The sequence below is a fragment of the Dyella choica genome (assembly GCF_003977665.1).
Classification (GTDB): Bacteria; Pseudomonadota; Gammaproteobacteria; order Xanthomonadales; family Rhodanobacteraceae; genus Dyella_B; species Dyella_B choica.
The window spans coordinates 486,383-508,103 of record NZ_RYYV01000001.1; the positions used below are offsets into that span (position 1 = coordinate 486,383).

Sequence of the window (21,721 nt, forward strand, 5' to 3'; positions counted from 1 at the left end):
TTCCTGATCCAAAAGCTGAAGTTTACCCCGACGATGCTCTTGCATCCGTCACCGCCGGGCGGCGACCATCCACGGATGCACTCGTCCACCCACATCCGACGGCTGCGCCGCAGCCTGACGCCTCGCTTGCTCGCCCTGCTGGGGGTGCCGGTGCTGCTGACCGCTTGCGGCAACCAGTTGCACCCGATGGAAAGCCGCGAAGTAAGTTTCCAAGGTCAGGATTTCACGGTGGTGAGCCTGGATCTGCACCGCGAGGCGTTGACGCTGCATTGGAAGAATCCCGACAACGGCCAACCTTTCGGCGATATCCAGAGCCTGCGCGAATGGGGTGCGGCCTACGGTAAACGGCTGATGTTCGCAACCAATGCGGGCATCTACGACCAATCCTACGCGCCGCTGGGGCTGTATGTGGAAAACGGCAAGACGGTGGTGCCGTTGAATTTGTTCCGCGGCAACCCGGCCGCCGGCAATTTTTCGATCCGTCCCAACGGCGTGTTCGCCGTCTATCGCGATGGTCATGCCGCCGTTCGCACCAGCACCGACTTCAAGGCCGACGCCAAGCCGGTGGACTGGGCCACACAGTCAGGGCCCATGCTGGTGGTCGACGGCAGGATCAACGACCAGTTCGTGCATGATTCCACCAGCAACAAATGGCGTAGCGGGGTGTGCGCACGCACACCCTATCAGGTGGTGTTCGCAGTGAGCGAGTCGCCAGTGAACTTCCATACCTTCGCGCAGTTGTTTCGTGACAAGCTCGACTGCCATGATGCGCTGTACCTGGATGGCAGCATTTCGCAGTTCTATATCGACGGCACCGGCTACGCCGGTGCTCCCACCTTCATGGTCAAGCCCTATGCGGGCATCTTTGCGGTGTTTGCCGAACAATGACGACGAAACCTCGCTTCCGTTGGTTCCGCACGCTGTTGATTGTTTTGCTTGTCGTAGCACTCGGCTTGTTCGCCACGGGATGGTGGCTGCTGGCCGGCAGCCGCGCGCAGCTCGATGGCCGGCAAAGGGTCACTGGGCTGCAGCATGAGGTCAGCATTGCCCGTGATGCGCTGGGCACGACCACCATCTCCGGTCAATCGCGCGAAGACGTCGCCTACGCGCTCGGCTACGTGCATGCGCAAGAGCGGTTCTTCCCAATGGACCTGATGCGTCGCGTGGCGGCAGGCGAACTGTCGGAACTGGTGGGGCCGGCCGCGCTCGACACCGATATCAATCACCGTGCCCATCGCCTGCGCGCGGTTGCCCAGGCCGCTTATGCGGCACTCGCCCCCGAACAGAAGCACATGCTGGACGTGTACCGCGACGGTGCGAACGCAGGCCTTTTCAACCTGCGCGAGAAACCCTGGGAATACTTGCTGCTCAAGGCCAAGCCGCAGCCCTGGCGCTCGGAAGACACCATGCTGGTGATCGCTGCCATGTACCTGGATCTCAACGACGATGGCCGCAACGAACGCGAGCAACACATCGCACAAATGCGTGCCGTGCTGCCCGAACCGCTGGTGAAGTTCCTGAACTCGCCTGACCCGACCTGGGAGGCGCCGTTGAAGGACGGCACCTCCCCTTCGCCCGTCGTTCCCGCGGCGGATGTGTTCGACCTGCGCAAGCCCGGCGCACTGGGCGGCAACGCGACGCTGGCCGAAACATCGATACGGTCGGTGGATCGCTTCTATCCCGGCAGCAACAGTTTCGCGGTGGCCGGCAGCATTTCGCGTAGCGGGTCGGCGATTCTCGCCAACGACATGCACTTGGGGCTGCGCGTGCCGGACATCTGGTTCCGCGCGCGCGTGCGTTATCCCGATCCGACCGCGCCGACGGGCCAACGCGACGTGATAGGCGTCAGCCTGCCCGGCACGCCCTCGCTGGTGGTGGCCTCGAACGGGCAGATCGCCTGGGGCTTCACCAACAGCTACGGCGATTGGATGGATTGGGTGCGCATCCAGCGCGACCCGAGTGATTCCAATCGCTACAAGGTGCCGGAAGGCTGGGCGACGATTGAACCGCACGACGAGATCATCGGCATCAAGGGTGCAGCGCCGCATACCTTGCACGTGGAAGACACGCGCTGGGGGCCGATCCTGGCCAAGGACACCGACGGCACGCCGCTTGCGCTTTCCTGGATTGGCGATCAGCCACGCGCTTATAACGTCGCCTTGATGCAGCTGGAGCACACCAGCAGCGTTTCGGCAGCACTGGATCTGGCCCCGGGCTTCGGCATGCCGCCGCAGAATTTTCTGGTCGCCGACAGCGCCGGCCATATCGGCTGGACCATCGCCGGCAACAGCATTCCGTTGCGTTCCGGCTTCGACCCGCAACGGCCAGCCGACTGGTCGCTGCCGAACACCGGCTGGACCGGATGGGCCGCACCGTCCGAATACCCACGGATCGAGAATCCCGCCGACGGGCGCCTATGGACCGCCAACAATCGCACGGTAGGCAGCGACGAATTGGCACTGCTTGGCGAAGGCGGGCACGACGTCGGTGCGCGCGCCCAGCAGATTCGCGACGACCTGCGCGCACGTGCGGATTTCGGACCCGGCAATCTGCTGGATATCCAGCTCGACGACCACGCACTGTTCCTTTCCCGCTGGCAGCAACTGCTGCAAACCACGCTCGCCAACACCCAGGATGCCTCGCTCGGCCAACTGCGCCAGCTCACCGGCGCATGGCGCAACCAGGCCGCGCCCGATAGCGTGGATTACCGCCTGGTGCACGCGTTCCGCGATGAGGTGCACAAGCTGGTGCTCGCTCCATTCGTCTCCCGGATCCAGCAGCGTTTTGCGGATTTCGAGTGGCCCGGACCGGGCGATCAGGAGGCGGCCGTATGGATGCTGGTCCAACAGCAGCCTGCGCAGCTGCTCGACCCAACGTATCACGATTGGCACGCCCTGCTGCTGCAGGCCGCACGCAATGTCGCCGACACATTGGGCAAGCAACCGGGCGGACTCGCCGCCCGCACCTGGGGCGAAATGAACCACGCCGGCATCCAGCATCCGCTGTCGCGCGCCCTGCCCGGCTTTGTCGGCCGATGGCTGGACATGCCGGACGACGAGTTGTCCGGCGATCACAACATGCCACGCGTAGCGGGACCTGCAACCGGCGCATCCGAACGTCTTGATGTATCGCCCGGACACGAAGACGAAGGCATTCTGGAAATGCCGGGCGGACAAAGCGACAACCCGCTATCGCCGTTCTATGGAGCCGGTCATGAGGATTGGGTGCATGGGCGGCCTACGCCGCTGATGCCGGGCAAGACGCGATACACCCTGCTGCTTGAGCCGCCTCCGCGCTGATGTCCCCAGGGATGCTCTGATCTATTTCACGTACACGTCAGCGCGCGGTGTGCGCGTCTGACGGTGCGTAGGCTGGGATGGCAATCCCAGCATCGGAATGCTGCGTCCAAAGCTGGGATTGTCATCCCAGCCTACGTACTGTGCGTCGATTCTCAACGGCTTCGGGCGAAGGCCATCGCAGGTGGCTTGCGCCGATTGTGCGTGTCCGACAACGCCATCCGATGCAGTGCTTCGAGCTACACGTAGGCAAACGATGACAGCCATAACCTCGGTAGGTTGGCGTGCATCTTCTGCATGGAGCTGCGATCGGCAAACAAACAGGCACAAATTTCCGACATACGTCATCAGCAATATCCGGCCTGACAGCGAGGTTCATAACCCTAGCATCGCCTGCGCGCAAGCATTGTCATAGGGCGTCGCGGCGCTAAGGAGGGGCCGCGATGGATTCCCTGCTTTGCGCACCCTCATTCCATCTCTAAGGAGGTAAATGACAATGTCTTTGACTTTGACCAAAGCGCTCGTTTTCGGTTCCATGCTCGCCGCTGGCGCGCTGTCGGCGTCATCTGCTTTTGCCTACCACGCCAATCCCGTCAACACCACCTTCACTGCGACGGGTCCGACCAGCATGACTGCGCTGGGCGTCCCTATTCCCTGCACCTCCACCTTCGTGCTGGTCACTGACGGCTCGGGCAATGTGCGGGTCACCGCTGCAAGTTTCTCGGGCAGTCGTGTTTGCAGCGACCTTAAGGCCATGAACTTGCCGTGGACGGTGTCGATCAGCTCGCTGACCATTGCCACCATCCAGGGCGTGTCGGTGACCACTCCGTTCGGTATGCGCTGCGCGGGAAATGTCGGTGCCACGGTGGACAACAGCAAGAGCGAGATCACCCTCAACGGAAGCCTCGGTACCTGTACGGTCAACGGCACGCTTTCCGTGACCCCGACGTTCTCCATTTCGAACTGAGCCTCGCTTCGCTATGCCGTGCCCACTAGACGCGTACCGACGTTCTGTGGGCGTTGGATCGAAATTTCACCGTGATGCGCAGGCGGCCTGAAGATTTCGACAGGCAGTCGTCTTACCTGCGGAATTCAAAGTTGGTCGGAACGCCAAGGCATTGCTCAATACCTTGATGTCACGCGTCACCTGCTCAATCCACGAAACTGATGAAAAAAACATTCATGAATAAGCTTTCGCTTCGTTCCATCCATGCCTCCCTGCCGATGGCGGTGCTGGCTACCACTGTGTTCGTCGCTTTCGGCACCGCGGAGCAGGCCCATGCCGCCGCCTTCCAGTTACCGACCACCAATGCCGCCGGTTTCGGCCGCGGCTTTGCCGGCGGCTCCCTGTGGACCGATGATCCTTCTGCTGCCTATAACAACCCGGCGGCCATGGCGTGGCTGAGCGGTCCGGTGGCCCAGGGCAGCTGGATCGGCATTCGTCCCAGCATCGAATACCACGGCAGCTTTACCGACGCCGCCGGCCGTCCGATGACGGGCGGGTTGCCCAATGGCGGTGGCCGCGTGATCAGCGACACTTCGGCGTTCTATGCACAGCCGGTGTCGGACCGGTTCGCGATCGGCCTGGGCCTGACTGTTCCCTACGCTCTGGTCACCCAATACCGCCCGGATTGGCAAGGCCGTGAGTTCGGCACCATGACCTCGCTGAAGTCGATCGCGTTGAGCATGTCGGCGGCTTACAAGGTGCAGGACCATTTCTCAGTGGGTTTCGGCCTCGTGGCCCAGCGTACTCGCGCCCAGCTCAATAACGGCCTGGATGTGGGTGGCACCTTGACCACGTTGAGCGGGGTTCCGCTCAGCCCCTTGAGCGATGCACAGATCAACGTCCGGGTGCACAACTGGTCCTGGGGCTATTTCGCCGGCGCGGAATGGAAACCCACGCAGCACGACTCCCTGGGAGTGGTCTATCACTCGCGCATCCTCAATCGCCTGCATGGTCAATATGCCATGTACTTTCCCAACGACGGCAAGATCGACCCCGCCACGGGAGCAGTGATCAATATGCGCGATACGCTTGAGGCTATTCCGCTGCTCAATCAGGCCTATGGCACTCACCTGCCAGATCTGAATCCGGATGGCGCCGGAGCGTCTTCGCAGTTGAACCTGCCAGCGTTCATCAATATCGACTACCTGCATAAGTTCAACGACGCTTTCAGCCTGGGTGCCACGGTCCAGTGGACCAACTGGTCCCCCTTCAAGACCCTTGAACTGTATTCGCAAGGCCAGCAGCTGTTGTCCCTGGACACAGCCTACCGCAATACCTATACGCTGAGTGTCGGTGGCGACTACAAGCTCAATCAGCAGTGGACCCTGCGCAGCGGCTTGGCATGGGACCAGACCCCGACCCGCAACCCTACCCGCGATCCGCGCATTCCCGACAATACCCGCAGAATCATCTCGGCGGGCGTGGGTTACCAGTATAGCGAGCACCTGGGCTTCGACGCGGCTTATCAGCACCAATTCCTGAGCAAGGCCACCTTGCGTCAGACCACCTTGCTGGCGCTAGGTGGCGGCTCCATGGATGGCTACGCCAGTGACAGCGGTGATGTGCTGGCGCTGACGGCCACCTACAAGTTCTAAAGGCCGGTTCAAAGTCTTTGCGAGATCCCCTCACCCAGGCGGATGACAAACGGCAGAGGCGATTCATCACTTGACCCAAGACATGAGAGAACACCATGAAAACACGGTTTCGCTGGATCATCGCTGCCCATTTACTACTGGGCGCCGGCATTGCCGGCGCCACCGACAGCAGCACGCCGGTAGGCACCTGGCAACAGATCGACGACGTTTCCGGCCAACCCAAATCGATCATCCAGATCAGCGAAGTCAACGGCGAACTGCAGGGCAAAATCACTCAACTGATGAACCTGACCCCTGAGGAAATCGCCCGGGACGGCGAAAATCCGGTATGCCGCAAGTGCGAAGGTGTACGCAAGGACGAACCGATCAAGGGAATGGTGATCATGTGGGGCGTCAAACGCGAAGGCGAGGTGTGGCAGGGCGGCCAAATCCTCGATCCTGCGAAAGGCAAGATCTACAAGGTCAAGCTTTCGCTCTCCGAAAGCGGCCAAAAGCTCGACGTACACGGCTACATTGGCATCTCGTTGCTCGGGCGCAGCCAGACCTGGGTGCGGCAGGAACAGTAAGTCCGCCCCGTGATGGAAGGCGAGTTGACGCCGGTCAGCAGAGCGGCCGCAACAACATTCGTTCGCAAATCGCCTGATACAAATCAGGCAAGCGTTCCAGCTCGGCCAGGTCAATGCACTCGTCCACCTTGTGGATGGTGGCATTGACCGGCCCCAGCTCCACCACCTCCGCGCCCATCGGTGCGATGAAGCGGCCATCCGAAGTACCACCGCCCGTGCTCTGTTCGGGTTCCGTAGCGCATAGTTCGCGGCATACCGATACCACCGTATCGCGCAAGCGCCCTCCCGAGGGACACAAAAACGGCTCGCCCGACAGCGACCACTCCAGCGTGTAGTCCAGGCCATGCCGGGCAAGAATCGCCTCGCTGCGCCGGCGCAGGTTTTCCGCCGTGCTCGCGGTGCTGTAGCGGAAATTGATCAACGCGGTCAGCACACCCGGAATGACGTTGCTTGCACCGGTGCCGGCGTTGAGATTGGAAACCTGGAACGACGTGGGCGGAAAATCGGCGTTGCCTTCATCCCAGCGCTCTCCCGCCAGTTCGGCCAGCGCTGGCGCAAAGGCGTGAATCGGATTTAGCGCCTTGTCCGGATACGCCACGTGGCCTTGCACACCGCGCACCTTCAAGCTTCCCGACAGCGAACCGCGCCGGCCGACGCGAATCAGATCGCCCAGCTTTTGCTTGGAAGAAGGCTCGCCCACCACGCACCAATCGATTCGCTCGCCCACCTCGCGCAAGTAAGCCGCGACGCGCCGCACGCCATCGAGATTGGTGGGTCCCTCTTCATCGCTGGTAAGCAGCAGACCAACACGTCCGGGATGATCCGGATGGCGGGTCACGAATCGCTCCAGCGCCACCGCCATGGCTGCAACCCCGCTCTTCATATCCGCCGCGCCGCGGCCGTACAGTCGGCCATCACGCACAGTCGGCTCGAACGGCGGACTCTGCCACGCATCTTCCGGCCCACTCGGCACCACGTCGGTATGACCGAGGAAAACCAGCAAGGGTCCCTCGCCCGGCGCATTGTTCGCACCACGCGTAGCCCACAAATTATCCACGTCACCGTAGCGAAGATGCTCGATACGGAAACCAAGCCGCGCCAGCCGCGCACTGATTTCCTGCAAGCAGCCGCCATCTTCCGGCGTGACGGAGCGACGGCGGATCAAGTCGACGGCCAAATCGAATACCTCAGACATCGTTCAGCGCCCGAACAGTTTCTTGAAGCCATTGTCGGTAAATCCCACACTCACCGCGCCATCGGCCTGTACCACCACGGGACGACGGACGAGCGCAGGATATTCCTTCAGCAGCAAGGTCCACTCCGGATCGGTGCCTGGGTTCTTGCGTTGCGGCAGCAGATTGCGCCAGGTAGTGCCGGATTTGTTGACCAGCTTTTCCCAGCCGCCCAAATGCTGCGCCCATGCTTTGAGTGTGGCGGGCGGCACCGGGTGGGCGCGGTAATCGACGAACTCGTGCGTCACCTCGAAGCGAGTAAGCCAGTTGCGCGCTTTCTTGCAGGTGTCGCAATTGGGCAGGCCATATAGCGTGGTGACTGTCATCGGTACTGATCCGTCTTGAGTTGTTGTTGCTGCAGCATGCGCAGGATGAAGGAGAAAGCTGCGGCCGCAAGCAAATGCTTGATGGTATGCCCGCTGAGCGTTTCTGAGGTCCAGTGAAAAATCCGTACGTCGATTTTTTCGCTGACAAACGCTACCGCATAACAACCCAGCACCGGCCACAGCATGCGGCGCTCGGTCCATGGCGTCGGCAACAACACGATGGCCAAGAGAATAAGCAGCACCGTGCCACCCTGAGCCATCAAGTAGGGCATCAGGTTACCGTTGTATTTCCAATACGCCACGCTGCCGATGCCCAATAGCGTGAGCACCAACAGAGGCAAGTCCGAATGCCAGTACAGACGTTCGGCAAAGGTCGCGGCCAGCAACGGCATGAACACCAAGGTCATCGGCAAGCGGTCCCATACCAGCCGTGCGTCCGAAGGCGCGCAGTGGTAGTAAGCCGACCCGAATGCAGTGAAGACCAGGCCAAGGAACATCAAGCCATAGGCATGGCGCGCTGCGCGCGGCATGCCGCGCACGGCAGGCCCATGCATGATGGCGGCCAAACCAACCAGCCCGACCGCCAGAAACATGATATTGGAAACAACATTGCCGGCATTGGGGATGCCCAGCCAGCCGCGCGCATCTGCAAAGTCGTGATAGCTCTGCGGTTGTGCAAAAGATGGCAACACGAGCGCGAGGATCAGCAACGCTCCACCCAGCACGGCCAAGGCGTAGGCTCGACCTAGCACCCGACTGTCCAGCGTGGCGACGAAATGGCTGCTCACTCACCGCTCCGCAGCAGTTCGTTGATGCCCGTCTTGCTGCGGGTTTTCTCGTCGACCTGCTTGACGATGATCGCCGCGTACAGACTATGGCTACCGTCCTTCGCCGGCAGGTTGCCTGCCACCACTACACTACCGGCCGGCACGCGGCCATAGCTGACTTCACCCGTAGTGCGATTGTAGATGCGCGTGGACTGGCCGAGGAACACGCCCATGCCGATCACGCTGCCGCGCTCCACCACCACGCCCTCCACCACTTCGGAACGAGCGCCGATGAAGCAGTTGTCTTCGATGATGGTGGGATTGGCCTGCAAAGGTTCCAGCACACCGCCAATACCGACGCCGCCGGACAAATGCACCCCTGCGCCGATCTGCGCGCAAGAACCGACCGTGGCCCAGGTGTCCACCATGCTGCCCGGGCCGACATAGGCGCCGATGTTCACGTAGCTGGGCATCAGCACTGCGTCTTTCGCGACGTGGGCGCCCCGACGCACCAATGCTCCAGGCACCACGCGCGCGCCGAGATTTTCCAGTTCCGAGTCGTTACCTTGCTGAAAACGCAACGGCACCTTGTCGAACGCCAGCGCCGGGCCACCGTCCACCACGCGATTGCCGTTGATGCGAAAATACAGCAGCACGGCTTTCTTCAGCCATTGGTTGACGACCCAGCCGCCTTGGCCATCGGGTGCGGCAACGCGTTGCTCGCCTGATTCGAGCAGATCCATCACCTGGGTCAGCGCCGGGCGCAAATGGGTTTCGATCTCGGCCTGGGTGAGGTCGTTGCGGCGCTCGAAGGCGGCGTTGATGAGGGTTTCAATGGGCTGCATGAGCAAGTCTCGTGTTCGGGACGACTTTTGAAGATTACAACCACTTGCCGGTCGATGCGGCGCGAGGCTTCAAATAAGGGCAAGGACGATCGGAAATATCGTCCCCGCCGCCAGCAACATGCTTATCAGCACGTGCTTGCGCGTGTACCGATAAGCCATGTAGAGGCCCAGCAGGGTCGACACGAACAGCCCTAACGACACGAAAGCGGAGAAAATCTTCAATGGCAGCGGATGCCGGATGGCAGTCGCCGGCCCAGTCTCCTGCGTGGCGCCCGCGCCAACCCGGGACGCACTTCCTTCCACGGGGCGCACGCGGCGCGCGGGCAACACGTCCGTTTGCTTCTTGTGCAGCTGCGCAGCCACCGCCAGCCACGCGGGCGGCCGATAATCGCCGTCGCGGGAGGTTTCATGCAGGCCGAACACCTGCAAGCCGCCGGTGAAGGCGAAGAACAGCACCGCGGGCGCAATGAACACGCCGATATACAGATGAAGCTGTCGAGCAAGTTTCAGAAAGGTATGAGATGCGGACATGAGGGCACGGCCTTGCAGGGCAGATTTCAGCCAAAATGGGGAAAGATGATTGGCGATGGCAAGCCGCCGAGACGGCTTGGCGGAAAATCATCCCATGCGATGCTTGCATAGCCGCCGGGTACATAGCCTCAGGCTATGCGGACAAGCTCTGTGGTCCGATCCGCTCCCGCAGAGCCTGCCACAACCGCTGCTGCTGTGTCTCGCTCAACGGCTCGTTGCGGCGATCAGTGAGCTGGAAAAAGTCCTCCACGCGCTCGCCAAACGTCGCAATGCGGGCATCGTGCACACGCACCTCGCAAGCCATCATCACTTGTGTGACAGCGGCAAGCAGGCCGGGACGGTCGCTACATACCAGCGCCATCTGCGTGCGTCCATCGGATTGCTTGAAATCGATGCGCGGCGTCATCTGAAAGTGCTTCAAATGCCGCGACATGCTGCGTCGTGACGGCATGATCTGCGCCGACTGCAGCAGGGCCCGATGCAGGCGTTGCTGCAATTCCTCCGCCCGCTCGGGGCTCGCTGGTTTCTGCGTTTCCGCTTCCAGCAGCGCAAAGGTGTCCATCGCCTTGCCGTCAGGCGAGCTGAGCACGCGCGCCTCCATCACCGAAAAGTGCAGGCGGTCCAGCATGGCGGTGACGTTGGCGAACAGGCCGTCTCGATCCGGCGCATAGACGAACAATTCGGTGCTGCCGCGCACCGACAGCGGATTCACCGAAATCAGCGGCAACTTGCCTTGCCCGCTCAGGATTTGGGCGCTCTGCCAGGCGATCTGCTCCGGCCGATGGCGCAGAAAGCTGACCATCGGGAAGCTGTCCCACAGCCGTTCAACCGCCATGCGGTCGTTGCCATCGGCCATCAGCAAGGCCATGGCCTGCTCGCGGCATACCTGCACGCGCGCAACTGCGCCGGACGACGGCTTGGCCTCGCGGCGCAGGGCATAGCGTGTGGCGGTATAGAGGTCCGCAAGCAGGCGGTCCTTCCACGCATTCCACAGGCGCGGACTGGTGCCAATGATGTCGGCGATGGTGAGCAGGTACAGCTGCCCCAGTCGTTCGCGCCCTGCCACGCTCTCGGCGAAACGGTGCACCACATCCGGATCGGTGATGTCCTGGCGCTGAGCGGTGGTGCTCATCAGCAGATGCCAGCGCACCAGCCACGCCACGCGTTCGATGTCTTCCTCAGGCAGGCCCAGTTTCCTGCCGAAGGAACGCGCATCTTCTTCGCCAAGCACGGAATGATCCCCCCCCCTTCCCTTGGCGATGTCATGAAACAGCGCCGCAAGCAGCAGCACTTCAGGCTTGGGCAAGGTCGCCCACACTTCGCATGCGAGCGGAAATTCGGCTTGCGTGGATGCATCGGCGAATCGCGCAACGTTGCGCAGTACGCGCAGCGTGTGCTCGTCCACGGTGTAGACGTGGAACAAGTCGTATTGCATGCGGCCGAACACTTTGCCAAACGCAGGCAGAATGGCCGCAAGCAAGCCGTGGCGGTTCATGCGCCACAGCGCATCCACCGCCGGGGCGCCATGTCGCAGCAATTGCAGGAAGGAAGCGAGCACTTGTGGATCATCGGCCAGTTGCGTGCCCATCGCCGCGGTAGCCTGGTGGACGCGACGCATGGTGTCGGCGGTGAAGCCGATGACGCCTTTCTGGTCCAGTCTGGCGATGAAAATGTCCACCAGCGCCGCAGGACGGTGGGTGAACAGGTCCGGATCGCATACCGCTACGCGAGCGCCGTAGCGCACGAAATCTGCACCGACCGGCTGCGCCACGCTGGGCGGCTCCAGCATCTCCACGAAGCGCTCGGCAATCTGCCAGCCCAGGCGTTCCACCTGGCTGGCGGCGCGATAGTAGCCCTGCATGAATTGCTCGACACCAAGGTTTCTTTCGTGCTCGTCTTCGAACCCCAGCTGCGCGGCGAGCGCGCGCTGATAGTCGAACAACAGACGTTCTTCCGGGCGCCGTGCCTCCAGATGCAAGGCGAACCGATAGCGGCGCAGTGTGGCTTCGGCCTGCAGCAGCGTGTCGCATTCGGCCGGATCGAGCAAACCTTCGGTCACCATGTCCGGAAAATCCGCCGCATGGGCCAGGCGCCTGCCGAGCCAGCGCAGCGAATCGAGCGTGCGCAATCCACCGGGGCCGTCTTTGAGGTTGGGTTCCAGGTTGTACGCGGTATCGTCGAAACGCGCATAGCGTGCGTCGCGTTCGGCCAGACGTGCCTGTAGATAAGCCTGCGGTGGCCACATGTCCGGTGCTTCCACGATGGCGCGCAGGCTGGCATCAAGCGCGGGATCGCCGGCCAGACGGCGCGCGTCGAGCAGGCTGGTGAACACGCTGGCCTCGGCAGCCGCCAGCGTCTTGCATTGCGCAGGATCACGCACGGCATGGCCGACCTTGAGGCCGATATCCCAGAAGGTGGCGAAGCATTGTTCGAGCGCACGCAAGCGTGAAGCGTCCGCATGCTGGACCAGGGCCAGCAGGTCGATGTCCGAATAGGGAAACAACAGGCCGCGTCCGAAACCGCCGATGGCGAACAGCGCCGCATCCCCGACTTCGCCCAGGCAAGCCATCCACACATGCGCCACGATGCGCGTGACCGATTCGCTGCGCCGTTGCGCGAGCACCGCGGCATCGGCGCCATCACGGAAAGCCAAGGCGATGGCCCGATCGAGGTCGCCGACGAGTTGACGCAGCGCTACACGTGCTTCGGTGGAAACACCCGAGCGCGGGACGGCAACCGGGAGGCGGGGTAATGGAGGGAGGGGTACGGCGGACGAGGTCATCCGGCAGCTTGCCTGGCGCATAAGTTTGGGGGCTGGCCCCAACATTGCCATATCAATCGGGATGCTGCTGGGGTTCGCGCCCCAGCCTGCTGTGCGTCCGATCAGGCGTCCGGCCAGGGGGTCAGAATCTCAAACCCGTCATCCGTCACGGCGATGGTGTGCTCCCACTGCGCCGACAACGAGTGATCCTTGGTAACCACTGTCCAGCCGTCCGGCAGCTGCTTGGTCTGCGGCTTGCCGGCATTGATCATCGGCTCGACCGTGAAGGTCATACCCTTCTGCAGCACCACGCCCGTGGCAGGCTTGCCGTAGTGCAGGACCTGCGGCTCGTCGTGATAGACCTTGCCGATGCCGTGGCCGCAATATTCGCGCACCACCGAAAAGCCAGCCGCCTCGGCATGCTTCTGGATCGCGTGACCGACATCACCCAGGGTGGCGCCGGGACGCACGGCCTGAATGCCGCGCATCATCGCCTCATAGGCGGTTTCCACCAGGCGCTTGGCCAGCACGCCGGGCGTGCCCACGTAGTACATGCGGCTGGTATCGCCGTGCCAGCCGTCTTTGATGACGGTGACGTCCAGATTGATGATGTCGCCGTCCTTCAGCACCTTGCCGGGACTGGGAATGCCGTGGCAAATCACGTGGTTGACCGAGGTGCACAGGGTCTTGGGGAAGCCGTGGTAGCCCACGTTGGCGGGAATCGACTTCTGCACGTTCACGATGTGCTCGTAAGCGAGCCGGTCCAGGTCTTCGGTGGTGACCCCGGGTTTCACATGCTCCTTGAGCATGGCCAGCACTTCAGCCGCCAGCTGGCCGGCGATGCGCATGCCTTCGAGGTCTTGGGCGGATTTGAGGGTGATTGCCATAGGTCCAGTCAGATATGGCGGCAATCCGGCCGAAAACCAGGCCAACTTGCCGCGAAGCGGTGGTCCCGGCTACAATTTCCGGGTTTTGCAGACCGCTTCCGGCCACGAATGACCGCACACGGCGCAAAGCGAAGCGGGATTGTAACCGCCATGCGGTGCAAGCCCAACCAATGCCACACACGTATCGGCACCGTCTTCGGGGTGCTGTAGCCGTCCCTCTCCTAGCCTCGAGGGCGCTACGGTCGAAGCCGGGGGTACGTGGAGGTCCCAACCCCCGGGCCACTCGAACAAGGCCCATTGCAGGAGTACTACCATGGCTCAAGTCACCATGCGCCAGATGCTGGAAGCTGGCGTGCATTTCGGTCACCAGACCCGCTACTGGAACCCGAAGATGGCCCCGTACATCTTTGGCGCCCGCGGCAAGATCCACATCATCAACCTCGAGAAGACCCTGCCGCTGTTCACCGACGCGATGAACTTCCTGTCGGGTCTGGCCCAGAAGCGCGGCACCGTGCTGTTCGTGGGCACCAAGCGCTCCGCCCGCGAAGCCCTGGCCGAAGAAGCCGCCCGCGCCGGCATGCCCTTCGTCACCGCCCGCTGGCTCGGCGGCATGCTGACCAACTTCCGCACCGTCAAGCAGTCGGTCGCCCGCCTGAAGGAACTGGAAGCGGCCGAGACCGACGGCAGCTTCGACAAGCTGGTCAAGCATGAAGTGCTGGCCCGTCGTCGCGAGCGCGCCAAGCTGGAAAACTCCCTCGGCGGCATCAAGAACATGAACCGCCTGCCTGACGCGCTGTTCGTGATCGACATCGGCCATGAAAACATTGCCGTGCAGGAAGCCAAGAAGCTCGGCATCCCGGTGATCGCGGTGGTCGATACCAACTACAACCCGGAACTGGTGGACTACCCCATCCCGGGCAACGATGACGCGATCCGCGCCATCCAGCTGTACTCCCGCGCCGCCGCCGATTCGATCCTCGAAGGCAAGGCTGCCGCTCCGGCCGCCGCCCAGGGCGATGCCAACGAATTCGTCGAGCTGGACGAGCAAGGCAATCCGGTCGCCAAGGAAGAAGATGAACGCCGCGCCGCCCCGCCGCGCCGCAACCCGCCGCCCAAGAAGGGCGCCGGCCGTGGCGACCGTGACGGTGGCCGTGGCAACCGTGGCGGCCGTGGCGGCCGTGCGCAACACGACACCAGCGACGCCGACTAAGTCTTAAAACGCGCCGGACGCAGCAGCGTCCGGCGCCCCAAGTTTCCGAGGATCCCATGAGCAATATTTCCGCCCAACTGGTCAAGGAACTCCGCGAGCGTTCTGGCGCCGGCATGATGGAATGCAAGAAGGCGCTGGTCGAGAACAACGGCGACATCGAGGTCGCGATGGAATGGCTGCGCAAGTCGGGCCTCGCCAAGGCCGACAAGAAGGCCAGTCGCGTAGCGGCCGAAGGCCGCATCGTCACCGCCCAGGCCGACGGCAACGCCGTGCTGGTGGAGGTGAACTGCGAAACCGACTTCGTGACCAAGAACCCCGACTTCGTGAAGTTCAGCGACAACGTCGCCGAGATCGCACTGAAGTCCGGCGCCAAGGATGTCGACACGCTGAAGGCTGCCGCCTATCCGGACGGCGGCAGCGTGGAAGAAGCCTCCAAGGCCCTGATTGCCACCATCGGTGAGAACATCCAGGTCCGCCGCATGGCGCAGGCGTCCAACAGCGGCGTCATCGCCAGCTATGTCCACGGCGGCCGCATCGGCGTGCTGGTCACGCTGAAGGGTGGCTCCGAAGAGCTGGCCAAGGGCATCGCCATGCACGTGGCTGCGATGAATCCGCAGTTCGTGCGCACCGAGGACGTGCCGGCCGACTTCCTGGCCAAGGAAAAGGACATCGCGCTGAGCCAGATGTCCGACAAGGAAAAGAACAAGCCGGCCGACATCCTGGAAAAGATCGTCAACGGCAAGGTCGCCAAGATCATTTCCGAAGTCACCCTGCTCGGCCAGGCCTACGTGCTGGACACCAACGTTACCGTCACCGAGGCGCTGAAGAAGGAAGGCGCGGACGTGATCACGGTGGCTCGCCTGGCCGTTGGCGAAGGCATCGAAAAGGTGGAAGAAGACTTCGCCGCTGAAGTGATGAAGCAGGCAGGCCTGGCGTAAATCGCCGCGCTTCGCTTGCAGCAAGGGGCCGCGGGAAACCGCGGCCTTTTTGCTTTTCTTGGACACTCTCGGCCCCGCTTCGGCGCTGGTCGGGGCCTGCCCCCGAACCGAAGTCGTGCACTCAGGTCACTTGCCGCAATGGGGCAGGCGCCGGTTTCACGCGCGGCTGCAACAGGTCCCACTTGTTGCCATACAAATCCTCGAACACTGCCACGATGCCATACGGCTCTTCGCGCGGCTGCTCAAGGAAACGCACGCCGCGCGAACGCATCGCCTGATAGCGCGCGTAGAAATCGTCGACGTGCAAGAACAGGAAGACACGCCCGCCACCTTGCTCTCCAACATAGCTGTCCTGTTCGGCAGTACTGGCCTGGGCCAGCAACAGGCGTGTTTCGCGCGAGCCCGGCGGTGCCAACAATACCCAGCGCTTGCCTTTGCCCAACGGAGTGTCCTCGACCAACTCGAAATCCAGGCAACCGGTGTAGAACGCAATCGCCTCGTCATAGTCTCGCACCAGCAATGCAATGGCGGCGATGGTGTGGTGCATGGCGAACTCCGGTCGTGGCTGCGCCTTGAGCTTTACAGAGCATAAAAGTATGACGCGCTGACGTCTGCGGCGACGTCCGCTACAATGCGGTCGTTTTGCTTGGGGCATTTGTACACGATGCCCCGACGGCGATCCGGGAACAACCCTTCCCGCTGCCCCTCCCCCCAACCATCCGGAGCCCTCATGAGCGACCCGCTAAAGTATCAACGCATCCTGCTCAAACTCTCCGGCGAAGCATTGATGGGGGAGGCCGATTACGGCATCGACCCCAAGGTCATCGGCCGGCTGGCCGATGAAATCATCGAAGTTCAGAAGATCGGCGTGCAGATCGGCGTGGTCATCGGCGGCGGCAACATCTTCCGCGGCGCCGGCCTGGCTGCCGCCGGCATGGATCGCGTCACCGGCGATCACATGGGCATGCTGGCCACCGTGATGAATGCGCTGGCGATGCAGGATGCCATCGAGAAACGCGGCGGCTTTGCCCGCGTGATGAGCGCTATCCAGATCCATGACGTGGCCGAGGATTTCATCCGCCGCCGCGCCATTCGCCACATCGAAAAAGGCCGCATCGTGCTGTTCGCCGCCGGCACCGGCAACCCTTTCTTTACCACCGACTCGGCCGCGGCACTGCGCGCCATCGAAGTGGGCGCCGATCTGTTGCTCAAGGCCACCAAGGTCGACGGGGTATACACCGCCGACCCGGCCAAGCACAGTGACGCCAAGCGCTTCGATCGACTTACCTACGACCAGGTGATCGAGCGCAAGCTGGCCGTGATGGATACCGCCGCGATAGCGCTATGCCGCGACCAGCGCATGCCATTGCGCATTTACGACATGACCGTGCCGGGCAATCTTATGCGCATCATGCACGGCGAGCCGATCGGTACGCTGGTCGACGCCAGCTGACCAGCCGACTTCTACCCCTTCCCCCGCCACGAAGAGGGGCGGAAAGTTACTGCTATACTTGCCGGCTTGCACGCCATCGGGTGATTTCCCATGCTCAACGACATCAAACGCGATGCCCAGACCCGCATGGGCAAGAGCATCGATGCCCTCAAGCACGACTTGTCCCGCCTGCGTACCGGCCGTGCTAGCACGACGCTGGTCGATGGCATCAAGGTGCCCTACTACGGCTCCGACATGCCGCTGAACCAGGTGGCAACGGTTGCCTTGGCCGACGGGCGTTCGATCATCATCACGCCGTTCGAGAAGAACATGGTCGGCCCGGTCGAAAAGGCCTTGCTGGCTTCCGATCTAGGCATTACACCCACCACGGCCGGCACGGTGATCCGCCTGAACATGCCTCCGCTCACCGAGGAGCGCCGCCGCGAACTGGCCAAGCACGTGTCGCACGAAGGCGAGAATGCAAAGATCGCCATCCGCAATGTGCGCCGCGATGCACTGCAGCACGTGAAGGACCTGCTCAAGGAAAAGAAGATCACCGAGGACGAGGAACGGCGGGCGGATGATGAGATCCAAAAGCTCACCGACCAGTTTGTCAAGGAAGTCGACAAGCTGGCCAAGGCCAAGGAAGAAGAGTTGATGTCCATGTAAGGGCATCCATCCCCAGCAGGAACAAACGATTGGCATGCGCCGTACACGCCACATGATGGAGGGGCAAAGAAGGGTGAGGGGTCCATCTTGCACAACCGCAGCCCCCATGCGGACTCAGGGCCGACCGGCCGCGTGAGCCCCGCTTTCGCCATCATCCTCGCCGCGGCGAGGCAGAAGGGTGCCGTCATGTGGCCGTTTTCTGGCGAACGCGAGTTCTGCCCACCGCTCGGCGAAGCAGACGCAGTTGCCACCGTTACTCTTCATCCATGACCACGACCACGCTCAAACATATACCGCGGCATATTGGCATCGTGATGGATGGCAATGGTCGCTGGGCGAAAGCACGCCGCCGACCGCGCAGTTTCGGCCACAATGCCGGCCGCAAGGCCGTGCGCGAGGTGGTGGAGGGCTGTATCCGCCAGGGCGTGGAAGCGCTGACGCTGTTCGCCTTCTCCAGTGAAAACTGGCAGCGTCCGCCGGATGAAGTCGGCGCGCTGCTGGAGCTATTCATGCTCGCGCTGGACAAGGAAGTGGATGAGCTGGACCAAAACGGCGTGCGCCTGCGATTCATCGGCGATCTGTCAGCCTTCGACAAGGCGCTGCACAAACGTATGGTCGAGGCGGCCAAACGCACCGCCGGAAACACCAAACTGCAGTTGAATATCGCCGTGAATTACGGCGGCCGCTGGGATGTCGTGCAAGCGGCACGCCAGGCGGCCATGGCTGTGGCCCGGGGCGAACTTGCGGTCGACGCCATTGACGAAGCCGCCTTCGAGCGCTGGACCAGCCTGGCCGAAGTGCCGCCGCTGGATCTGTTCATCCGCACCGGTGGCGACCACCGCATCAGCAATTTCCTGCTGTGGCAGCTAGCCTATGCGGAGCTGTACTTCACCGAGACGCTATGGCCGGACTTCAACCAGACATCACTGCAACTGGCCATCAACGACTTCGCCCGCCGCGAACGGCGCTTCGGCCGCACCGGGGATCAAGTCGCCCAGGCGGCAGCACGTTGAGCCGGCTCGTCATAGCCCGGAGCCCCCGTCCAAATCTTGCGTCTCAAGGGACGAAGAGTAACCAGGGCGTACATACCGGCATGCGACGATGCGAACGTCCGGCCGGCCGGCAGCCATACCGCCCGTCTCTTTCCCGCTTCTCACGCCATCGCTGCCCAGGCAGCGCCGCGGCTTTAGCCAGCCGCTAGGACCCGCCATGCTGCGACAGCGTGTTATCACCGCCCTGCTCCTCGCGCCGCTGGCGATCCTGCTGATCCTGCTATTGCCGACCAGCGTGTTCGCCTGCCTGCTGGGGGCGGCCTTCCTGGCTGCCGCCTGGGAATGGTCGCGGCTGGCAGGCGTGCAAAGCCGCGTGGCGCGCACTGCACTGCTCGGCTTCGTCCTGCTGCTGTTCCTCGCCCTGTGGACGATGCGGACCACGCCATGGCTGTGGCAGGCGCTGATCGGTGTCGGGGTGGCATGGTGGCTGCTGGTGTGCGTATGGCTGCGCCATTTCGCCTTCGCGGCCGCGCCGACACCCGAAAATCGCAACCTGAAGCTGCTGGCCGGCGCCCTGGTGGTGTTTCCCGCCTGGGTGGCTGCGCTAAGCATCCATGGCAGCGAGCCCCACGGCCATGTCTGGACGTTCCTGGCCATGTTGCTGGTGTGGGCCGCAGATACCGGCGCCTATTTCGCCGGCAGCCTGTTCGGCAAAGGCAAGCGCAAGCTGGCGCCGCAGATCAGCCCCGGCAAGACCTGGATCGGGGTATATGGCGCCTTCACCAGCGGCGCGCTCGTGGCTGCCGTGGCGGGATGGTTACTGAAGGTGCACGACCTCAGACTGCTCGGCCTGATCGTGGTCACCATTGTCACCGTGGCCAGCTCGATCGTGGGCGACCTGCTGGAAAGCCTGATGAAACGCCACGCCAACGTGAAGGACTCCGGCGCACTTTTCCCGGGTCACGGTGGGCTACTGGACCGGCTGGACAGCGTATTTGCGGCGTTGCCGGTGTTTGCTCTGGGGAAACTGCTACTGGGGCTTTGAGCCATCCCGTCCCCCATTATCGTGCCTCTGGCTGCGAGGCATAAGGAACTGCCGCCGTCCGTCGTGGTCGATACCCTACCCTAACGTAGGCCTCCGGGCAGCCATCCAGGCCGTTCGGCGGGTACTTCGCAGCGCTTGCTGATAAGCTTTGAGTTCCTAAGAGACGTACCTGCTTTGATGAATCCCTTTCTTGGCTCGGTGTTCTGGCTGCTGGTCACGCTCGGCGTGCTGGTGACCTTTCACGAATTCGGGCACTACTGGGTCGCCCGACGCTGTGGTGTGAAGGTACTGCGCTTCTCGATCGGCTTCGGTCGTGCCGTGTGGAAGCGCATCGGCCGCGACGGTACCGAGTACCAGATCGCCGCTATTCCGCTCGGCGGCTACGTCAAGATGCTCGACGCGCGCGAAGGCGAAATCGATCCCGCGCAGCGCCACCTGGAATTCACCGCCCAGCCGATCTGGAAGCGCATTGCCATCGTCGCCGCCGGCCCGGTCTTCAATGTGGTCTTCACCATCGCCGCGTTCTGGCTGATGTTCCTGATCGGCCGCACCGACTACGCGCCGATCGTTACCGCCGCACCGCAAAGCCTTGCCGCGCAGGCCGGCATCCAGCCGGGTGACCGCTTGCTCACGGTCGGCGGGCTGCAGGTCAGCACCTGGAGCGACTCGTACGATGCCATCGCCAACGCGCTGCTGAGCCGCACGCCGCTGGCGGTCACCGTGCTGGGTACCGATCGCAAGGAGCGCTCGCTGGTGCTACCGCTCAATCGTCTGCCGGCGGGCGAGGATCTCGGACAATACTCGGACAAGCTGGGTCTGTCGCCGGCGCCCCCGCCGCCCGTCGTTGCCAGTGTCACCCCCGGCGATCCGGCCGCGCTGGCCGGCCTGCAGGCGGGTGACCGCATTCTGCGGGTCGACGGCAATGCGGTGAAGAACTTCGACGACGTCGGCGCGCTGATCAAGGCCAACGCCGCGAAATCCCCGCGACTCTCGGTGGATGCCGAACGCCAGGGCAAGCCGATGAGCTTCGCCGTCACGGCACGGATGAAATCCGAACAGGGGCAGCCGCTGCAATGGATCATCGGCATCAGCGCCCCCCCCGCCGAGGCCGCCATCCAGCATTACGGTCCGGCCAAGGCGTTCACCGAATCGCTCGCCCTCACCTGGCAGCGCACCACCGACACCTTCGGCATGGTCAGCAAGATGGTCACCGGCCAGGCATCGACGCGGAATCTTTCCGGCGTGATCGGCATCGCACAGGTCGCCAACGCGGCCGCGCAGATGGGGCTGGACCGCTTCCTGGAATTCCTCGGCCTGGTGTCGCTGAGTCTGGCGATCATCAACCTGCTACCCATCCCGGTCTTGGATGGCGGGCATCTGCTGTATTACCTTATCGAGCTGATCAAAGGCAGCCCAGTCAGCGAGCGGACCATGATTGCGGGCCAGTACGTGGGCATCGCCTTGCTGGTCACGCTGATGGGGTTGGCCTTCTACAACGACATCCATCGCATCATCCTGCCTTCGTGAGACGGATGCACGCCGCCCGCAACCTTTGGTTGAGTGCTGGCGCCGTCGATCGCGTGGCAAAGCTTGCGTCCTGCGCAGTGCCCGGTGTTTTTCCGC

20 protein-coding genes are annotated in these 21,721 nt (G+C 62.8%); 12 read left to right on the forward strand and 8 right to left on the reverse strand.

Annotation, left to right across the window (positions count from 1 at the left end):
* Positions 1-75 precede the first annotated feature (75 nt).
* The 5 genes from EKH80_RS02370 (at position 76) to EKH80_RS02390 (ending at position 6,463) form a co-directional block, all read left to right on the forward strand.
* Positions 76-888, forward strand: coding sequence for a phosphodiester glycosidase family protein (locus EKH80_RS02370; protein WP_126683103.1), 813 nt, complete (start codon positions 76-78; stop codon positions 886-888).
* Entirely contained in the window at positions 885-3,299 is a 2,415-nt protein-coding gene (locus EKH80_RS02375; protein WP_126683104.1) for a penicillin acylase family protein, read from the forward strand. Before EKH80_RS02370 ends, EKH80_RS02375 begins: the two co-directional genes overlap by 4 nt.
* A 493-nt stretch (positions 3,300-3,792) precedes the next feature.
* Complete coding sequence (locus tag EKH80_RS02380) at positions 3,793-4,263, forward strand: hypothetical protein (RefSeq protein ID WP_126683105.1); 471 nt, start codon at positions 3,793-3,795, stop codon at positions 4,261-4,263.
* 215 nt (positions 4,264-4,478) lie between these two features.
* A complete protein-coding gene (locus tag EKH80_RS02385) occupies positions 4,479-5,897 on the forward strand; it encodes an outer membrane protein transport protein (protein ID WP_158628717.1) in 1,419 nt (472 codons plus the stop codon).
* 95 nt (positions 5,898-5,992) lie between these two features.
* The gene (locus EKH80_RS02390) at positions 5,993-6,463 is read left to right on the forward strand and encodes a DUF2147 domain-containing protein (protein WP_126683107.1); all 471 of its coding nucleotides are present in this window, start codon (positions 5,993-5,995) and stop codon (positions 6,461-6,463) included.
* A gap of 34 nt (positions 6,464-6,497) precedes the next feature.
* On the opposite strand, the gene dapE is transcribed toward EKH80_RS02390, so the two are convergent.
* The 7 genes from dapE to map form a co-directional block, all read right to left on the reverse strand.
* A complete protein-coding gene (dapE, locus tag EKH80_RS02395; RefSeq protein ID WP_126683108.1) occupies positions 6,498-7,658 on the reverse strand; it encodes a succinyl-diaminopimelate desuccinylase in 1,161 nt (386 codons plus the stop codon).
* A 3-nt stretch (positions 7,659-7,661) separates the two neighbouring features.
* The gene (locus tag EKH80_RS02400; RefSeq protein WP_126683109.1) at positions 7,662-8,021 is read right to left on the reverse strand and encodes a Spx/MgsR family RNA polymerase-binding regulatory protein; all 360 of its coding nucleotides are present in this window, start codon (positions 8,019-8,021) and stop codon (positions 7,662-7,664) included.
* Positions 8,018-8,809: a ceramidase domain-containing protein gene (locus tag EKH80_RS02405; RefSeq protein ID WP_126683110.1), complete on the reverse strand. Its 792-nt coding sequence runs from the start codon at positions 8,807-8,809 to the stop codon at positions 8,018-8,020. Before EKH80_RS02405 ends, EKH80_RS02400 begins: the two co-directional genes overlap by 4 nt.
* Entirely contained in the window at positions 8,806-9,633 is an 828-nt protein-coding gene (dapD, locus tag EKH80_RS02410) for a 2,3,4,5-tetrahydropyridine-2,6-dicarboxylate N-succinyltransferase (RefSeq protein ID WP_126683111.1), read from the reverse strand. Before dapD ends, EKH80_RS02405 begins: the two co-directional genes overlap by 4 nt.
* Before the next feature lie 69 nt (positions 9,634-9,702).
* Complete coding sequence (locus EKH80_RS02415; protein WP_126683112.1) at positions 9,703-10,164, reverse strand: PepSY domain-containing protein; 462 nt, start codon at positions 10,162-10,164, stop codon at positions 9,703-9,705.
* A 133-nt stretch (positions 10,165-10,297) separates the two neighbouring features.
* Positions 10,298-12,946 carry a [protein-PII] uridylyltransferase gene (gene glnD, locus EKH80_RS02420; protein ID WP_126683113.1) on the reverse strand — a complete coding sequence of 883 codons (2,649 nt, stop codon included), beginning with the start codon at positions 12,944-12,946 and terminating at the stop codon, positions 10,298-10,300.
* 101 nt (positions 12,947-13,047) lie between these two features.
* Positions 13,048-13,812 carry a type I methionyl aminopeptidase gene (gene map, locus EKH80_RS02425; RefSeq protein ID WP_126683114.1) on the reverse strand — a complete coding sequence of 255 codons (765 nt, stop codon included), beginning with the start codon at positions 13,810-13,812 and terminating at the stop codon, positions 13,048-13,050.
* A gap of 313 nt (positions 13,813-14,125) precedes the next feature.
* On the opposite strand from map, the gene rpsB reads away from it, so the two are divergent.
* Positions 14,126-15,022: a 30S ribosomal protein S2 gene (rpsB, locus tag EKH80_RS02430; protein WP_126683115.1), complete on the forward strand. Its 897-nt coding sequence runs from the start codon at positions 14,126-14,128 to the stop codon at positions 15,020-15,022.
* A 56-nt stretch (positions 15,023-15,078) separates the two neighbouring features.
* Complete coding sequence (gene tsf / locus EKH80_RS02435) at positions 15,079-15,960, forward strand: translation elongation factor Ts (protein ID WP_126683116.1); 882 nt, start codon at positions 15,079-15,081, stop codon at positions 15,958-15,960.
* 121 nt (positions 15,961-16,081) lie between these two features.
* Here tsf and EKH80_RS02440 read toward each other — a convergent pair whose 3' ends face one another.
* On the reverse strand, positions 16,082-16,507 hold the full coding sequence (locus EKH80_RS02440) for a VOC family protein (protein WP_126683117.1): 426 nt from the start codon (positions 16,505-16,507) through the stop codon (positions 16,082-16,084).
* A gap of 183 nt (positions 16,508-16,690) precedes the next feature.
* Between EKH80_RS02440 and pyrH the strand changes: the two genes are divergently transcribed.
* The 5 genes from pyrH (at position 16,691) to rseP (ending at position 21,625) form a co-directional block, all read left to right on the forward strand.
* Positions 16,691-17,413, forward strand: coding sequence for a UMP kinase (gene pyrH / locus EKH80_RS02445; protein WP_126683118.1), 723 nt, complete (start codon positions 16,691-16,693; stop codon positions 17,411-17,413).
* Positions 17,414-17,503: 90 nt separating this feature from the next.
* Entirely contained in the window at positions 17,504-18,061 is a 558-nt protein-coding gene (gene frr / locus EKH80_RS02450) for a ribosome recycling factor (protein ID WP_126683119.1), read from the forward strand.
* A 266-nt stretch (positions 18,062-18,327) separates the two neighbouring features.
* Complete coding sequence (gene uppS, locus EKH80_RS02455; RefSeq protein ID WP_126683120.1) at positions 18,328-19,074, forward strand: polyprenyl diphosphate synthase; 747 nt, start codon at positions 18,328-18,330, stop codon at positions 19,072-19,074.
* Positions 19,075-19,270: 196 nt separating this feature from the next.
* A complete protein-coding gene (locus tag EKH80_RS02460; protein WP_126683121.1) occupies positions 19,271-20,098 on the forward strand; it encodes a phosphatidate cytidylyltransferase in 828 nt (275 codons plus the stop codon).
* A gap of 177 nt (positions 20,099-20,275) precedes the next feature.
* Positions 20,276-21,625: an RIP metalloprotease RseP gene (gene rseP / locus EKH80_RS02465; RefSeq protein ID WP_126683122.1), complete on the forward strand. Its 1,350-nt coding sequence runs from the start codon at positions 20,276-20,278 to the stop codon at positions 21,623-21,625.
* Positions 21,626-21,721: the final 96 nt, after the last annotated feature.

Excerpts from the sequence above, each read along its gene's own strand:
- pyrH (WP_126683118.1), top strand. The coding sequence starts at position 16,691 with ATGAGCGACCCGCTAAAGTATCAACGCATCCTGCTCAAACTCTCCGGC.
- frr (WP_126683119.1), top strand. The coding sequence starts at position 17,504 with ATGCTCAACGACATCAAACGCGATGCCCAGACCCGCATGGGCAAGAGC.
- EKH80_RS02440 (WP_126683117.1), bottom strand. The coding sequence starts at position 16,507 with ATGCACCACACCATCGCCGCCATTGCATTGCTGGTGCGAGACTATGAC.
- map (WP_126683114.1), bottom strand. The coding sequence starts at position 13,812 with ATGGCAATCACCCTCAAATCCGCCCAAGACCTCGAAGGCATGCGCATC.
- tsf (WP_126683116.1), top strand. The coding sequence starts at position 15,079 with ATGAGCAATATTTCCGCCCAACTGGTCAAGGAACTCCGCGAGCGTTCT.
- EKH80_RS02370 (WP_126683103.1), top strand. The coding sequence starts at position 76 with ATGCACTCGTCCACCCACATCCGACGGCTGCGCCGCAGCCTGACGCCT.
- EKH80_RS02385 (WP_158628717.1), top strand. The coding sequence starts at position 4,479 with ATGAATAAGCTTTCGCTTCGTTCCATCCATGCCTCCCTGCCGATGGCG.
- dapD (WP_126683111.1), bottom strand. The coding sequence starts at position 9,633 with ATGCAGCCCATTGAAACCCTCATCAACGCCGCCTTCGAGCGCCGCAAC.
- EKH80_RS02400 (WP_126683109.1), bottom strand. The coding sequence starts at position 8,021 with ATGACAGTCACCACGCTATATGGCCTGCCCAATTGCGACACCTGCAAG.
- EKH80_RS02380 (WP_126683105.1), top strand. The coding sequence starts at position 3,793 with ATGTCTTTGACTTTGACCAAAGCGCTCGTTTTCGGTTCCATGCTCGCC.
- rpsB (WP_126683115.1), top strand. The coding sequence starts at position 14,126 with ATGGCTCAAGTCACCATGCGCCAGATGCTGGAAGCTGGCGTGCATTTC.
- uppS (WP_126683120.1), top strand. The coding sequence starts at position 18,328 with ATGACCACGACCACGCTCAAACATATACCGCGGCATATTGGCATCGTG.
- EKH80_RS02415 (WP_126683112.1), bottom strand. The coding sequence starts at position 10,164 with ATGTCCGCATCTCATACCTTTCTGAAACTTGCTCGACAGCTTCATCTG.
- dapE (WP_126683108.1), bottom strand. The coding sequence starts at position 7,658 with ATGTCTGAGGTATTCGATTTGGCCGTCGACTTGATCCGCCGTCGCTCC.
- EKH80_RS02375 (WP_126683104.1), top strand. The coding sequence starts at position 885 with ATGACGACGAAACCTCGCTTCCGTTGGTTCCGCACGCTGTTGATTGTT.
- EKH80_RS02390 (WP_126683107.1), top strand. The coding sequence starts at position 5,993 with ATGAAAACACGGTTTCGCTGGATCATCGCTGCCCATTTACTACTGGGC.
- EKH80_RS02460 (WP_126683121.1), top strand. The coding sequence starts at position 19,271 with ATGCTGCGACAGCGTGTTATCACCGCCCTGCTCCTCGCGCCGCTGGCG.
- rseP (WP_126683122.1), top strand. The coding sequence starts at position 20,276 with ATGAATCCCTTTCTTGGCTCGGTGTTCTGGCTGCTGGTCACGCTCGGC.
- glnD (WP_126683113.1), bottom strand. The coding sequence starts at position 12,946 with ATGACCTCGTCCGCCGTACCCCTCCCTCCATTACCCCGCCTCCCGGTT.